14 protein-coding genes are annotated in these 14,555 nt (G+C 44.0%); 8 read left to right on the top strand and 6 right to left on the bottom strand.

Annotated features, from left to right (window positions below; genetic code table 11):
* Positions 1–88: 88 nt before the first annotated feature.
* Complete coding sequence (locus AC3CHU_RS20760; RefSeq protein WP_488526320.1) at positions 89–1,036, top strand: FecCD family ABC transporter permease; 948 nt, start codon at positions 89–91, stop codon at positions 1,034–1,036.
* A 21-nt stretch (positions 1,037–1,057) separates the two neighbouring features.
* Here the strand turns inward: AC3CHU_RS20760 and AC3CHU_RS20765 are convergent, their stop codons facing one another.
* Positions 1,058–2,059: a zinc-dependent alcohol dehydrogenase family protein gene (locus AC3CHU_RS20765; RefSeq protein ID WP_488525562.1), complete on the bottom strand. Its 1,002-nt coding sequence runs from the start codon at positions 2,057–2,059 to the stop codon at positions 1,058–1,060.
* 20 nt (positions 2,060–2,079) lie between these two features.
* The gene (locus AC3CHU_RS20770; protein WP_488525563.1) at positions 2,080–2,868 is read right to left on the bottom strand and encodes a phytanoyl-CoA dioxygenase family protein; all 789 of its coding nucleotides are present in this window, start codon (positions 2,866–2,868) and stop codon (positions 2,080–2,082) included.
* Between the two features lie 499 nt (positions 2,869–3,367).
* Between AC3CHU_RS20770 and AC3CHU_RS20775 the strand changes: the two genes are divergently transcribed.
* Positions 3,368–4,555 (top strand): GGDEF domain-containing protein, encoded by a 1,188-nt coding sequence (locus tag AC3CHU_RS20775; RefSeq protein WP_488525564.1) that lies wholly within the window; start codon positions 3,368–3,370, stop codon positions 4,553–4,555.
* Between the two features lie 53 nt (positions 4,556–4,608).
* Here AC3CHU_RS20775 and AC3CHU_RS20780 read toward each other — a convergent pair whose 3' ends face one another.
* The 4 genes from AC3CHU_RS20780 to kdgR all read right to left on the bottom strand — a co-directional run bounded on the left by AC3CHU_RS20780 (position 4,609) and on the right by kdgR (position 8,483).
* Complete coding sequence (locus AC3CHU_RS20780; RefSeq protein ID WP_479281370.1) at positions 4,609–4,854, bottom strand: hypothetical protein; 246 nt, start codon at positions 4,852–4,854, stop codon at positions 4,609–4,611.
* 199 nt (positions 4,855–5,053) lie between these two features.
* Positions 5,054–5,935, bottom strand: coding sequence for a multidrug transporter (locus AC3CHU_RS20785; protein WP_488525565.1), 882 nt, complete (start codon positions 5,933–5,935; stop codon positions 5,054–5,056).
* 138 nt (positions 5,936–6,073) lie between these two features.
* On the bottom strand, positions 6,074–7,405 hold the full coding sequence (locus AC3CHU_RS20790; RefSeq protein ID WP_488525566.1) for an MFS transporter: 1,332 nt from the start codon (positions 7,403–7,405) through the stop codon (positions 6,074–6,076).
* 292 nt (positions 7,406–7,697) lie between these two features.
* A complete protein-coding gene (kdgR, locus tag AC3CHU_RS20795; RefSeq protein ID WP_488525567.1) occupies positions 7,698–8,483 on the bottom strand; it encodes a DNA-binding transcriptional regulator KdgR in 786 nt (261 codons plus the stop codon).
* Between the two features lie 246 nt (positions 8,484–8,729).
* Between kdgR and kduD the strand changes: the two genes are divergently transcribed.
* The 6 genes from kduD (at position 8,730) to AC3CHU_RS20825 (ending at position 14,549) form a co-directional block, all read left to right on the top strand.
* On the top strand, positions 8,730–9,491 hold the full coding sequence (gene kduD, locus AC3CHU_RS20800) for a 2-dehydro-3-deoxy-D-gluconate 5-dehydrogenase KduD (RefSeq protein ID WP_488525568.1): 762 nt from the start codon (positions 8,730–8,732) through the stop codon (positions 9,489–9,491).
* Positions 9,492–9,509: 18 nt separating this feature from the next.
* Positions 9,510–10,034 carry a YgjV family protein gene (locus tag AC3CHU_RS20805; RefSeq protein WP_488525569.1) on the top strand — a complete coding sequence of 175 codons (525 nt, stop codon included), beginning with the start codon at positions 9,510–9,512 and terminating at the stop codon, positions 10,032–10,034.
* Positions 10,035–10,041: 7 nt separating this feature from the next.
* On the top strand, positions 10,042–10,362 hold the full coding sequence (locus AC3CHU_RS20810) for a cupin domain-containing protein (protein WP_010431369.1): 321 nt from the start codon (positions 10,042–10,044) through the stop codon (positions 10,360–10,362).
* Between the two features lie 72 nt (positions 10,363–10,434).
* Complete coding sequence (locus tag AC3CHU_RS20815; RefSeq protein ID WP_488525570.1) at positions 10,435–11,073, top strand: RpiB/LacA/LacB family sugar-phosphate isomerase; 639 nt, start codon at positions 10,435–10,437, stop codon at positions 11,071–11,073.
* Positions 11,074–11,220: 147 nt separating this feature from the next.
* Positions 11,221–12,414, top strand: coding sequence for an ISL3 family transposase (locus AC3CHU_RS20820; protein WP_488524348.1), 1,194 nt, complete (start codon positions 11,221–11,223; stop codon positions 12,412–12,414).
* A gap of 368 nt (positions 12,415–12,782) precedes the next feature.
* Complete coding sequence (locus AC3CHU_RS20825) at positions 12,783–14,549, top strand: sodium:solute symporter family transporter (protein ID WP_371977443.1); 1,767 nt, start codon at positions 12,783–12,785, stop codon at positions 14,547–14,549.
* Positions 14,550–14,555: the final 6 nt, after the last annotated feature.

Raw genomic sequence — 14,555 nt, forward strand, 5'->3', positions numbered from 1 at the left:
CATAGAAAATCTTGTTTTTGATAAGAGTAGTAGTTCCTTGATTTTATTTGATAAATATCGAGCAGCATGGCTAATAGGTATCACTGCCATGCTGATCGCCTTCATGATGAGTTTACAATTTGGCTCGGTTCCTTTGTCTTTCAAGGATGTGCTCATAGGGTTGAGTTCTTTCAATGATTCAACGCCGGATATGACGAGTCGAATACTGATCGATTTGAGGTTACCGAGAGCATTGTTAGCCGTTATCGCGGGTGCAGGGTTGGCGATGGTTGGGGCGTTACTTCAAACCTCGACACGGAATGATCTGGCGGATCCGTTTCTGTTTGGCTTGTCATCTGGCGCGTCTGCTGGTGCTGTGTTGGTGATCACCAAAGTGGGAGATGCTCTGGGTGTTTGGTCACTGCCACTGGCTGCATTCTCGGGCGGTATTGTGTCGGCGACGGCCGTTCTGATTCTGTTTTCGATGCAGAAGAAAAAAGGCAATGACAACTTGATCTTGTGTGGTTTGGCGATCTCATTTTTATTCGGAGCCATCACGAGTTTTTTGATTTATTCAGGCGACCAGAGAGCGGCGAGTTCGATTTTATTCTGGACGATGGGAGGCTTAGGACTCGCACGTTGGGATAATTTGATTTTTGCCTTGGTGGGCGTGTTGTGTCTTCTAGCGTTGATTTTCAAACGTTATCGGGAGCTCGATACTTTGTTGGTGAGTGAACAGACGACAAGCTCATTGGGGATCAATGTACACCGCCTACAAAGTGAGATTTTTCTTTGTTGTGCGTTTTGCACTGCGTCGATTGTATCGATGACCGGAGTGGTCGGTTTTATTGGCTTGATGGTACCCCACTTAGTACGACCATTTTCAGGTGTCACTCACAAGCGAGCTCTGCCTTTGGTTGCCTTGTGGGGCGTGGTGCTTTTACTGTTTGGGGATGTTATTAGCCGAACCATATTAGCGCCACAAGAACTGCCTGTAGGTATTGTGACAGCAGCTCTTGGCGGGCTATTCGTTTTGTATCTTGTTTGGCGTAAATAGTGTGCTCTCAATTCCACCAAACTACACAGGCAGCAAGATGATCTTGCCGTTCAAGCGTGTGGTTTTCGATTCAATGAGATCAATCGCGATTTGCACTTCATCGAATGGTAGGTAGCGGTCGACGTCGAGCTGAATGTCGTTTGTGATGAAGTGATCTAGCATGATCGTGAATTTATCACGGCGAACATCTTTACCTTCCGCTTCTTCCCAATAGCGTAAGAAGAAGGTGCTGAAATCGATGCCTTGGCTTTTCGCGTGCTCAAAAAAGCGTGGTTCGTAAAAATCCAGAGACAGCGTCCCATAGTTGATAAAGCGCCCATTGTTGCCAAGGGTGTGAATAAGATCGGTTCCGGGTGAACCGCCAATCGCATCAAAGGCGATGGTTGGCATAGGCAAGTCTAAAGCCTTGATTTGAGAAACTAGATCAGCGTTCGAATCTAACGCCCAACTAGAACTAGAACTAGAAGTGGCTGGGTATTGTTCCGGCTGTGATGTAACGACAATGATTTTGAAGCCGAGTGATGCTGATAACTGGGAAAAGATCTTACCGATGGCTGAGCTACCAGCATTGATGATCAACACATCTTCTTGGTTCAGCTTAGCCACTTCTGTCGTCAACACCCATGCGGTTAGCGCATTAATGTACAACTGGCAGGCGTAGCCATTTTCTAGATGCTGAGGAACTTGGAACAGGTCATCTGGTGATACATCGACATAGGTTTGCCATGTTCCACTGGTTGCCACAAGCACGCGCTGATTCACTGCAAACTCAGCATGGCTGGACTCTACAACTCTTCCTACCGCTTCAAATCCCGGCACTCTCGGCGGTTGGTGGCTATGTTTGTATTGGCCCACACCATAAATCGACAACAGATCACTAGGATTAATGTTAGTGGCTTCAATTTGTACGCGAACTTTATCTTTGTCTAGTGCCCCTAAAGTGACATGTTCTAACTTGAGAGATTCTTTTGGCTGACCGAAACGGAACTGGCTAATTCGGGTGTTTTGCTTAGTGTCAGTCATAGTTCGGGTACCTTTATGGATTATGAGTACTGCATTGATTTTAAGTGTAGCGTGTTCATAAACAATCTTGGGTCGGTAATATTGCTCAACATCGATGGCGTTGGCAGACAATCGTCATCAACGTAGTCGACATAGTCTGCCGCCGAGTCAAAGATCAAAATATCCAAAGCCAAACGATCCAAGCCATAGCGGCCTCGGTGGATCATATCCGCTGAAAACACCAATAAGTCACCTGCGGCTAACGGTATCTGCTTACCGCCAGATATATCATCACTGCTCACTTTGCCGTTTTCTTCTTGGCGAACATTGTACTCTTCTTCATTGTCCCAACGCTTGTGTGTGCCGGGGATAAGCTCCATACCGGGCTCGTCAAAAATAGGGACTCGCAGGTGCAATACTTGAGTTTCCATGATGACTTTCATCTGGTCATTAACGTCGTAGTCGTATTGACAGTCACGATGCCAGAAGTCTTTTTGTTGCGGATTTACCGGGTTGAAGAACAGCTGTGTATTCATGAATGCCGGTTTGTTCGGAATCACCGCATCAACTACGTCCATCACTTGTTTTGAGCTGATGAAGTCAAAAAGCACGCTTCTATCATCGGCAGGCAAATATTTGCTTCCGGTAATTAAAGACGAGTTAAATGCTTCTTCTTTATAGAATTCTTCGTTGTCTGCTTTCCATGATTCATGGAATTTCAGCACGACTTTTCTAAGCGATGCAATTTGAGCTTCATCGAAATAATTTCTGATAACAAAGTAACCATGTTCGTTGTAACGGTCACTTAATTGTTGGCTGTTTTCTACCACTGACTACCTTCATTCATTCTTTACTGTGTAATAACTAGGGGCTGTTGACCTTTCGTGGTTAAGTTTTGTTCGGATGGGGGCGCCTAGCTCGAACCCTTCGGGCAGCTCTTGTGGTTCATTTCTACTGCGTTATTGGTTTTTCATGTAGGCCGGCTACACGTCAAAGCCTCTTCCTTGTATAAATTTTCCACAAGATGCTGCAAAACCCAGCTCGAAAGGTCAACAGCCCCTAGAGATTTCTTGGGCGCATAATGCCAGACAGTCGTCATTCAACCAAGTAACGAGTGCCGAAGCCTGTAGATTCCGTGATGCTATGAAGCCATGTGTGGGCGAGTTTTACATGCCTATCCATGTCATGGACTCATGCGATACAGATCTCCCCATATGTGACACATCCCCTATTTTACAAAGTGTAATGATTCATATGGTGAATAAATTTATGATTTCGATAATTATTGATCATATTGTTATTTAATTGGCTTAGGGAAGAGAGTAAATCATGGATGGTTTTTCGCTGGATATGAGAACACTTAATTTTATTATTATTTTGTTCTCTTTCATTTACTGTATTGGTTTATTGCTGTTCCAATTTACTCAACAATCCATTAAAGGGCTTTCAATTTTTTCCATTTCAATATTTGTTATCGGAAGTGGACCTTTGATGTTGAGCCTAAGAGGGGAACTCCCTGATTGGGTAACCGTTATTGGCGCCAACATGGTCATTGCGCTTGGCTTTCATCTCGCTTTGTATAGCTTATGCCTGTTTCGAGAATATTCCCTAAAATGCACCTACCTCAGCAGTCTGATGATGTTGGCTCTTTTGCCATGTTTTATTTATTTCACGTACTACGAACCTTCCATCAAGGCTAGAATCATCCTCATTAGTTTCTATTTGGCCTTTGTGACTGTTTGTACTGCCTTTGCGGTATTGAAGGGTCAACGCGATGACTTAACCTTAGCAACTCGGATGATGGCCTTGTCATTTTTGATATATGGCGGGTTTATGGTTTTCCGAGTAACGGTGACGTTATTTTCAGCTGAAATGCAGGATTTCATGGCGGCCGCACTCATTCATCAACTTGCCTTTTTAGTGAGTATTGTTCTTATTGTATCGATGAGTTTCACAATGCTTTGGTTGATTAATGCAAGGCTGCTTAGCTCTATTCATGAGCTGTCTTACAGCGATCCTTTAACGGCACTTGGAAACCGCAGAGCATTAGATGAAATGGTTCCAATCATCATGAAGCAGTCGGGGACTACACCTGTCAGTGCCATTATGATGGATATTGATAATTTTAAGTCGATCAATGATCAACACGGTCATATTGTCGGTGATCTCGTCATCAAGTCTTTTTCTGAAATGGTTCAAAGTGCGATAAAAACATCGCCAACAGCCAGTGCGTTCCGTTTTGGCGGAGACGAGATAATGATTTTATTACCCAATGTTAATTTCCTACAAGCACAGGCTATTGCTTGTAAGCTGCGAGTGTCTATTTCAGAGATCTCAGCCGTGAAAGGAAATGAGATGTTCCTGACGTCGAGTTTCGGTGTCGCTCAGCTTCACCCACATGAGAATTGGGATGGGTTTATTGGTCGAGCCGACAAAGCGTTATATCAAGCGAAAACAAACGGTCGCAATATGACTTCAGTTTGTCCTAGTCATATTAACGAGCTCGTCACTGCCTGATGATGACAGGTCTTTATGCGTTGGTTTGACCCGCCACTATTTTGATAAAGCCATTATATTGTTGGTTGTGGCGCTAAGTCTGTTTTTTGGCTTTGCGTTAAAGTCTTTGAGGCAGTGACTTCAGTTTCTTTTACCGGCGTAAAATGCTTATCAGTTAGCGTCACGGTCATTGCTTCATGATTCACTGTTATGGTCGACGCTTCTGATTGGGCTTCATTTGTCGTCCCAGGTTCTGCGAATGCCATTAGTGAGGTTGTAAATACGATTGTTGCTAGTGCGATTTGAGCGAGTGTTTTCATTTGGCTGTATCCTATTGGGTAAGTGGAGATTACAAATAGCTGATACGTGCACTATATAAACTATGTGGAAGTGGTTCTTATCATTTTACGCCACCGTAAAACTTATACGGCGGCGTGATGTATTTATCATGAGTATGGATGAAAGGTCAGTTTGCTCACTTTTGTTTGGCCAATACTCACCTTGGTAGCGTCGGTCAAGCTACTGCCACATCACTAATACCGCTGCAATAGAAAGTAAGATCAGCGCAAGAATGTCTTTGCGAGCAATGCTTTGTCCCAACCAGAAGTAAGAGATTAATACCATAAAGACCACTTCGACTTGCCCTAATGTTTTTACATAAGGCACGGCTTGAAGTGACATCGCGCTAAACCAGCCAAGAGAACCAATCACACTCGCTAGGCTTGTCATCACGACCAGTTTAGATTTCTTGAATATCTGGCGCAGCGTGTCTCGCTCTCTAAAAAAGAGATACGTACAGATAATGCATGTCTGAAGAGTAATCACCAGAAACAGCACCCAAGCAGCGCTATGAGGGAAGGGTAGCCCTATGCTCAAGCTGGCTTCTCGAACCCAAAGAGACGTTAAAGCAAAGGCGGTGCTGCAAGCCATACCTAAGAGAAAGACTTTCGGAGAGAGGCTTCGCCAGCCGGAAGAGCTGCTCATGATCAACACGCCCAAGGTACCAATAAGTACACCAACCCAACCAGTAATAGTCAGAGCGGTGCCAAAAAACAGCACGGACAATACCGCTGAAACTGGGGCCTCACATTTGGCGAGTCCGGCACCTATCGCATAGTTCTCTAGCTTAAACAGCATCACCATCAAGCCGGTCGCTAGGATCTGCATAATCGCAGCAGCAACAATGTAAAAAACAAACTCACCGGAAAAATTAGGCGCGGAGACTGGTTGCCATTGGTACAGCGAATAGAGATAAATAAGCGCGATTGGCCCAGCCCAAATAAAGCGAGCTAACGTCACGCCAGCTACACTCATTGTGCCGGCTAGTTTACTTTGAAATGCATTGCGCCAAGATTGGCTGAAGGCTGCGAGAAGAGTAAAGGCTATCCAACTAAAAGACATGACGCTTCCATGTGTTATGTAAATTAATGATTATCTTAACAAAAAATACCATAATAAGAAGCGACATGGTCTATTTATAACCAGAGGCTCACCTTTCCTTTCGGTATCAGAGCGTTCTTGAAAAGATCGACGTTTTCTTCAAAAGATAGGCTCTTTCTTGTTTTTGAAATAGAACAACGCGCTGATCGAAACGAACAACAAGGCGAAGTAGTAGCAGAACGAAGACAATGAAGCCAAGAAAGCGAGGCTCTGCTCTATCTCTTGTTCGGTGTAGCCCTGAGATACCAACTTGTAGTAGTAAGCGTACAAAATACCGATCAAACCGTATCCGAGATTAAACATCAGGCCTTTAAAGCTAAGAACAGTGGCTCGGTTGTGCGATTCGGTCTTTTTGTTTAGGTGGTAACTAATGAAAATGTTCATCGTCATGATAATAAATATTAACACCAGTGCAGGAATGACCCCGTAGATTGACCACCCCAAACTGATCCAATAGTAGGTCGCCATGCTCGCTAACCCCATGACCACAATAAAGGTTTTAGGCTCGATACTTTCTGCCAATCTACGGCTTTGTCCCGCCAATATGATTTTGAGCAAACTGGTCCCCGCGCCAATAAAACCGAAGTAGATAATAGGAATCTCGATGGCGAGATAGTATTGGCTGTTCATGGTTAGGAACATTCTCGAGGTATGTTCGAACAGGCTGTAGTACAGCAAGATGAACAGCACATAAGGCGTAGCAAGTACCCACCTACCTGTTTCAGCCGTTAATTTAAGGCTGGCAATGGTGGTTGCTAATTTGGTTTGATCGCTTGGCATCACCTTCTTCTCTTCGCGCATGTTAACCGCGGCATAAATGGCGATCATCGCAACAAATAAAGTGGCGAACACGGGAATACGCATCAGGTCTTTAGTGCTTTCTGGCTCTGCTAATCCGAGGGCATGAAAGATGCTCGTCATAAAGTTCACATCGTACATCGCCGCACCAATTAGAGTGACAAAGATACCGACAGTTGAGGCGACACGGAGCTGTATTTGTAACACTCGCGGCCACAACTCTTCATTGCCTTGTTCTTTCAAGGTGTCGTAAGCCAATGCCTCGTCGGCTCCACTGGCCAACGCCATCGCTAAGCCACTTAATATCCGGTTAACCAGAAAAACAATGAAGACTAGATTAGTATCTCCAGTCGGTACAAGCGCGATCATGGCGATCTCAATGAACATCACAATCGAAGACAGCACTACAAGCTTTTTGCGACCTAAGGTATCGGCGAATGCCCCTGATGGCACTTCCGCAAGCACAATGGTCGCCGCCCAAACTACGTTTAGCATGGCAAACTGAGAAAGGGTTAATCCGTAATCTAAATAGAGTAGGGTGAAAATAGGGTAATAAAAACGCGCAAAGTAGCTGCTTCTGAACATCAAGAAGTAGCGGACATTGGGAATTTTCAGGATTTCTTTGAGCGTCATGATAATTTCAGTACTTTAAATAACACATTATTATGTATAAACCGTTTTACCTTATAAATCATGGGATTGTTTCTAAATCCCTAGAATATCTGGTTTAGGTGATCTTTGAGATCATCGTTCATGGTGGGTTATAGGTTTGCAGGTCTTCGTGCGATCTGATGACGGGGGAAGCTATTTATCTGATCTATATGCAGTTCTATTTACACATAGCATGGCTTGTCATGATTCTTGGGCTGGTAATCGATGGGACAACGCGCAATAAAGAAGGCAGCAATAATTGCTGCCTTCTTTATTATTTGATTGGGTAATCATTAAACCCTAATTGCTTGGATATATTTCTGCCTGCGTTGTGCAGTAACTCCACATAGTGAGCTTTTTTCTCTTCATCAAATCGAATAGTAGGAAATGAAATTGAGACACCGGCAGTTACGGTACCAAAGCGGTCGTAAACTGGAGCTGCGATACAACGTAAGCCTGGCTCTTGTTCTTCATTATCTTCGCCAAAGTGCTGTAGCTTAACCGCTTTAAGTTCATCGACAAGTTGGTCGACATTTTCAAGGGTATTTTTTGTACTTTTCACAAATTCGGCGTCTGCCAACTGAGTGCGAACGAATTCTTCGTCACGTTCTGCCAATAATACTTTACCAATCGCAGTCGTATGCAGAGGATTTCTTCGACCAACGCGTGAGTGCATGCGCAGGGCGAAGCTAGAATCGATTTTGTGTATGTAGATGATAGAGCCATGGTCCAACGCACCTAAGTGAATGGTTTCATTGGTCTCTTCTGAAATCACACGCATCTCTTTCTCGGCGATTGTGATCATATCAACCCACTCGAGTGACTTTGAGCCAAGCTCAAACATCTTTAATGTAAGTGAATATCGGTCAGCTTCGCCTTGTTGAGATACATAGCCAAGCATTTTCATTGTTTGTAGAAAGCGGTAGGTAGTGGCTTTAGACATCATTAGACGTTGTGAAAGGTCTGATACGCCTATTTCCTTCTGTTCCCCCAGAGATTCAAGAATATTAAAAACTTTTAATACCGATGAAACGGCTTCTGGTTGGGTGGACTTCTCCATTTTTCTTCCTTTGGGCTATCTAATATCAAGACAAAATACCACTTTTCGTAATTTCTAAAAAGCCTTTTCAAAAAAATAAAAAACGAGAACGATCAACTTCAAAGTTTTAACTTAATTAGAAATTATTTTTGAAATGTCGTTTCAAAAATAATTGTCAGCAACGAATTTATGTTTTATTGTATGACTAAATCGAGTGGGCGACATTACAGAAATGCCACAACACTAAACGTAATTGAGGAAGCGAACATGATGTTAGAGTCATTCAATCTGGAAGGTAAAGTAGCGATAGTGACGGGTTGTGATACCGGCCTTGGTCAAGGTATGGCAATTGGTTTAGCTGAAGCTGGATGTAAAGTGGTTGGCGTAAATCGTGTTGAGCCAACAGATACCATTGAAAAAATGAATGCAGCGGGTCATACGTTTTTAGACGTACGTGCTGATCTTCTAAAGCAGGAAGATATTCCTGGAATTATAGATAAAGCGCTGACTGAGTTTGGTCACATCGACATCCTTGTTAATAATGCCGGCATTATTCGCCGAGAAGACGCGATTGAGTTTTCTGAGCAAAACTGGGATGACGTAATGAACATCAATACTAAGACCGTTTTCTTTATGTCTCAGTCGGTTGCGAAGCAGTTTAAAGCGCAAGGCACTGGCGGCAAGATCATTAATATTGCATCAATGCTCTCTTTCCAAGGTGGTATTCGTGTTCCTTCGTATACTGCGTCTAAGAGTGCTGTAATGGGTATTACCCGTGCGATGGCGAACGAATGGGCACGCGATAATATCAACGTCAATGCGATAGCCCCCGGTTATATGGAAACGAACAATACTCAAGCATTGCGCGAAGATGCAGATCGCAATCAAGCGATTCTTGAACGTATTCCTGCCGAACGCTGGGGTACACCGAAAGATGTGGCTGGCCCATGTGTGTTCTTAGCCTCATCAGCATCGGATTACATCAACGGCTACACCATTGCTGTTGACGGTGGTTGGTTAGCTCGCTAACGACTTTTGTAATATAAGATGGTTAACGAGATCGTTGCACAAGCTGTAGGGCTACTAAGTTTCCTTCTGGGCCTTTCGACCTTTTACCAGAAGGACGACAAAAAGCTCAAAGTGGTCATGTTGATGTTGAACGTTAACCATCTTATCCACTTTTTATTATTGGGTTCTATTACATCGGCAATCGGTGCTTTGATTTCAGCACTCAGAACTTGCACTGCTATGTACACCAAATCGCTGTGGGCTGCAGGGTTCTTTATTGCCCTCGCAGTTGGTAGCGGAATCGGTTTTGCTCAGCATTGGTATCAACTTCTGCCTTTAGCCGGAACGATTATTGGAACGTACTCAATATTAAGATTGAATGGTATTGCACTAAGAGTCGGCTTTTTATTGGGAGCTGCATGCTGGCTAACTAATAATCTGATTATTGGTTCAATTGGTGGCTCGCTGATGGAAATATCAGTGATAGGGATTAACCTCGTTACTATTTTTCGTCTATACCAAGATAACGCCAAGTGCAAAATTACGCCGCAACAACAGGAATAAAAACGACATGTTTGTGTATAACGAAGACGTGAAAATGGAAGATCTTGGTGCGGGAGTTTCCCGCAAGGTGCTTGCTCATAGCGAGAACGTGATGGCTGTAGAAGTTCATTTCGAAACAGGCGCAGTTGGTGCGTTGCATACCCATCCTCATGAGCAGCTCACATACGTTTTGTCGGGAGCCTTTGAGTTCACGATTGGCGATGTAACGAAAGTGGTGCGCGCAGGCGACACTATGTACAAAGAGCCGGGTATCGAACATGGCTGTGTTTGCCTAGAAGCCGGCGTATTAATTGATAACTTTACGCCAATGCGTAAAGACTTTGTTTAAGCTCTAAATTTTTTAGAGCGAACATTTGAGCACTAATTTTTAAATTTGCAGTAATGCTGCGGGAGAAAGTAAATGAAAATCGCATTAATGATGGAAAATAGTCAAGCAGGCAAAAATGCAATGGTATCAGCTGAACTAGAGTCAGTTGCTGGTGGTTTTGGTCACGATGTTTTCAACTTAGGAATGACAGACGAGAATGATCACCACTTAACGTATATTCATCTAGGTATTATAGCGAGCATTCTGATTAACTCAAAGGCTGTTGACTTTGTTGTGACAGGATGTGGCACTGGCCAAGGTGCTTTGATGTCGCTGAACTTACATCCAGGCGTGGTTTGTGGTTACTGTTTAGAGCCTTCTGATGCGTTCTTGTTTAACCAAATCAACAACGGTAATGCTATCGCGCTCGCTTTTGCGAAAGGTTTTGGTTGGGCTGGTGAACTGAACGTTCGTTACATCTTTGAAAAAGCCTTCACGGGTGAGCGTGGTCAAGGTTACCCATTAGAGCGAGCTGAACCTCAACAGCGCAATGCTGCACTTCTTAATGAGGTGAAAGCGGCAGTGGTGAAGGATAACTTTATTGATTCACTGCGCGCAATCGACCAAGATCTTGTGAAGACTGCTGTGGGTAGCCCTCGCTTCCAACAGTGTTTCTTTGACAACTGCCAAAATCAAGAAATTGCGGATTACGTTCGTTCACTTCTGGACTAATTCTACCGCTTGATTTGAGAGAGCCAGCCCTATGAGAGGCTGGCTTTTTTTTGGTTCATCGCGGATTAGCGGGAACTAAAAACAAAAACGGTAGTAAGTGATATGGTTTAGTCGCCAAACAAAAATCATACACAAACTACCGTTTCTATGCCGAATCATACTTTCCTATCTTCATTCTGGGAAGGCTTTCAAATAGTAAAGTCTCTCCAGACAGCATCACTTATTACCCTGACTCTTAAACCTAGCTCTGAGGCTAAATGCCTTTGTGGTCTTGAGGCCGAGGCTATCCATGAGTATCAATGGCGTCACGTAAAGGATGCCATGTTGCTCGGTGTGCCTGTTGAACTTTCCGTTCAAACTCGAAGGATTAAGTGTCGTGACTGCGGCATAAAAACAGAATCTCTCTCTTGGTTAGAGCCTTATGCTCGTATAACAAAGCGCCTAAAAAGCTATATAGAACAACTGCTACCCCTGCTTCCCATTAAGCATATATCCCAAATTACGGGCGTTCATTGGCACACCATTAAAGAAATAGATAAACGCCGACTTCGACAAGTGGTGCCGCCAGTGAAATGGGGTGAGCTAAAGCAGCTCGTGATGGATGAGTTCGCCATCTTTAAAGGGCATCGATATGCCACCGTCATCGCTGATGCGAAGACTCATCAAGTCATTTGGGTTGGATTAGGCCGCAGCCGCAAGGACATACGGCCGTTCTTCGAGCAGCTAGGCGAGAATGGGGTAAATATCGAAGCAGTAGCGATGGACATGAATACGGCTTTTGACCTTGAAGTTCAAGCGCACTGCCCGAACGCAAAAATCGTTTACGACTTATTCCATGTTGTTGCTAAGTTCGGTCGCGAGGTGATGGATAGAGTCAGAGTCGACCAAGCCAACAAACTCAAGCAAGATAAAAAAGCGAGGCAATGGGTGAAGCGCTCACGGTGGGTACTGCTGAAAAATAGAGGCAACTTAAATACACGTCAAGATAGCTATCTTACTGAAATATTGAATATCAATAAGGACTTAATGACCACTTATATACTCGGAGCCCAACTCAAAGAGCTTTGGTATTGTGAATCCGAAGGGCACGCGAAGGGGCTCTGGGACACGTGGTGGGAACAAGTGCAAGAGAGTGGAATTAAGCCATTGAAAGAGTTCGCACGAAAACTGAGTCCTTATCTTCACGGCATTATCGCATCGGCAAGTTATCCGTTGAACACCTGCACACTGGAAGGGATAAACAACAAGATAAAGTTAATCAAGCGAATGGGGTATGGGTATCGAGATACAGACTACTTCTTCTTGAAGATAAAAGCGGCTTTCCCCGGAAAGCCGCGATGAACCTTTTTTTTATCAGGTGTTTGGCTAATTCGTGGCTAATGTTTGGGAAATGGCAAAGTATTAGACGCACGAATAATAGCTTTGTACGCCCATCTAGGCTCGTATTTTTGTCGCCTTAACTCAAGGTTTCGGGATCAATTTGTGGCTGCTTGATCCACTATGTATCCAAATATTGATCAGTGATCTCTAGAACACAAAAAAACGTCGCTCTCGATAATTCAAACTCGATCTAATTTGTATGACTTTTACATTGTTTAGATCACAAAAACCATAGAACACCCTTAAATAAAATGTCGTTAATGTAATAATGAAACGGTATTTTAAAAATTAAATCATTCAAACAGAACAATAATGAAAAGGGGTTCGTAATGAATATCGACATGCTCGTTGTTGGTGTCTACTTTATCTTTATGATAGCGATTGGCGTCATCTTCAAACGTTTTGCAGGCAGCTCTACCAGTGATTACTTTCGTGGAGGAGGCAAGATGTTGTGGTGGATGGTTGGCTCTACCGCATTCATGACGCAGTTTAGTGCTTGGACATTTACTGGCGCTGCGGGTAAAGCTTTTACCGATGGGTTCCCAATCATGGTTATTTTCATGGCGAACGCATTTGGCTTTCTACTTTCGTGGTTGTTCTTTTCATACCGCTTTCGACAAATGCGTGTTGTTACACCTATTGAAGGTGTGCGTCGTCGCTTCGGTGCAACGAATGAACAAGTGTTTACGTGGGCGACAATGCCGACAAGTGTGGTTTACACCGGTATTTGGCTAAATGGTCTCGCACTCTTCGTTAGTGCTGTGTTTAAAGTGGATATCGAAACCACGATCGTTGTGACTGGCTTGATTGTTCTCTTCATTTCAGTACTGGGCGGAGCATGGGGGGTTGTTGCTTCAGACTTTGTACAAATGGTTGTGATCATGGCGGTGACGGTGGTTTGTGCTGTGGCTGCATTGGCAAAAATTGGTGGTCCAGCGAATCTTATCGAGCAATTCCCTGCCGACAGTGTCATGGGCTCTGATATGAACTATCCATTGCTGTTCGTATCTTGGTTTATCTTCATGTTCGTTAAGCAGCTGCAAAACATCAACAACATGCAAGATTCATATCGTTTCTTAACGGCGAAAGATTCTGTTAACGCACGTAAAGCGGCACTCCTTGCGTTTGTATTGATGCTGGTAGGACCTGCAATTTGGTTCTTACCACCTTGGGTAACGGCAATTATCTATCCTGAAGCGGCAACTGTACACGCGGCTGAACTTGGTAGTAAAGCAGCTGATGCAGTCTACTTAGTGTTTGTCGAAAACGTCATGCCGGTTGGTATGGTGGGACTGCTTATGTCGGCTGTATTTGCAGCAACAATGTCTTCAATGGATTCAGGTCTAAACCGAAATTCAGGTGTGTTCGTGCGTAACTTTTACGCACCAATCATAGACAAAAACGCGGATGACAAGAAGCTGATGCGAGTGAGTCAATTCATGACTATGGTCTTCGGCATATTGATCATCATGGTGGCTCTGTTCATTAACTCTCTTCGTGGCTTGAGCCTTTTCGACGCAATGATGTACGTAAGTACTCTGTTACAGATGCCAATTCTAGTGCCGTTATTCTTCGGTATGTTTATTAAGAAAACGCCCGACTGGGCAGCTTGGGCCACATTGGCTGTGGGCATGCTGGTGTCTTACATCGTGAGTTTTGTGCTTACAGCAGACGTTGTTGCCAATTTATTAAACTTAGAGGTTCCGTTCACGGGACGTGAAGCGAGTGACCTAAAAGTTCTGCTTGGGGTTATTGGGCACCTTGTGATCACGGGTGGTTTCTTCTGTCTAACAACTAAGTTCTACAAAGAGCCAGTGGGCAAACGAAATACAGAACTTAAAGAGTTTTGGAGTGATGTTGCGACTCCTGTTATCGAAGAGGAAGGACAAGATGAAATGGATCGCCAACAACGCGATATGCTAGGCAAGCTCATTCTGGTTTTCGGTGCACTTGTAACGGCGATGGTACTAATCCCGAACCCGTTCTGGGGTCGCATGGCCTTTGTCTTCTGTGGGGCGGTAATTGTGACTGTGGGTTCTCTGTTATTAAAGAGTGCGAGAAAAACGCCTCGTTTAGAAATGTCTACATCCAAGTAATCAGCA

The organism is Vibrio sp. QJM3NY_39 (assembly GCF_057785895.1).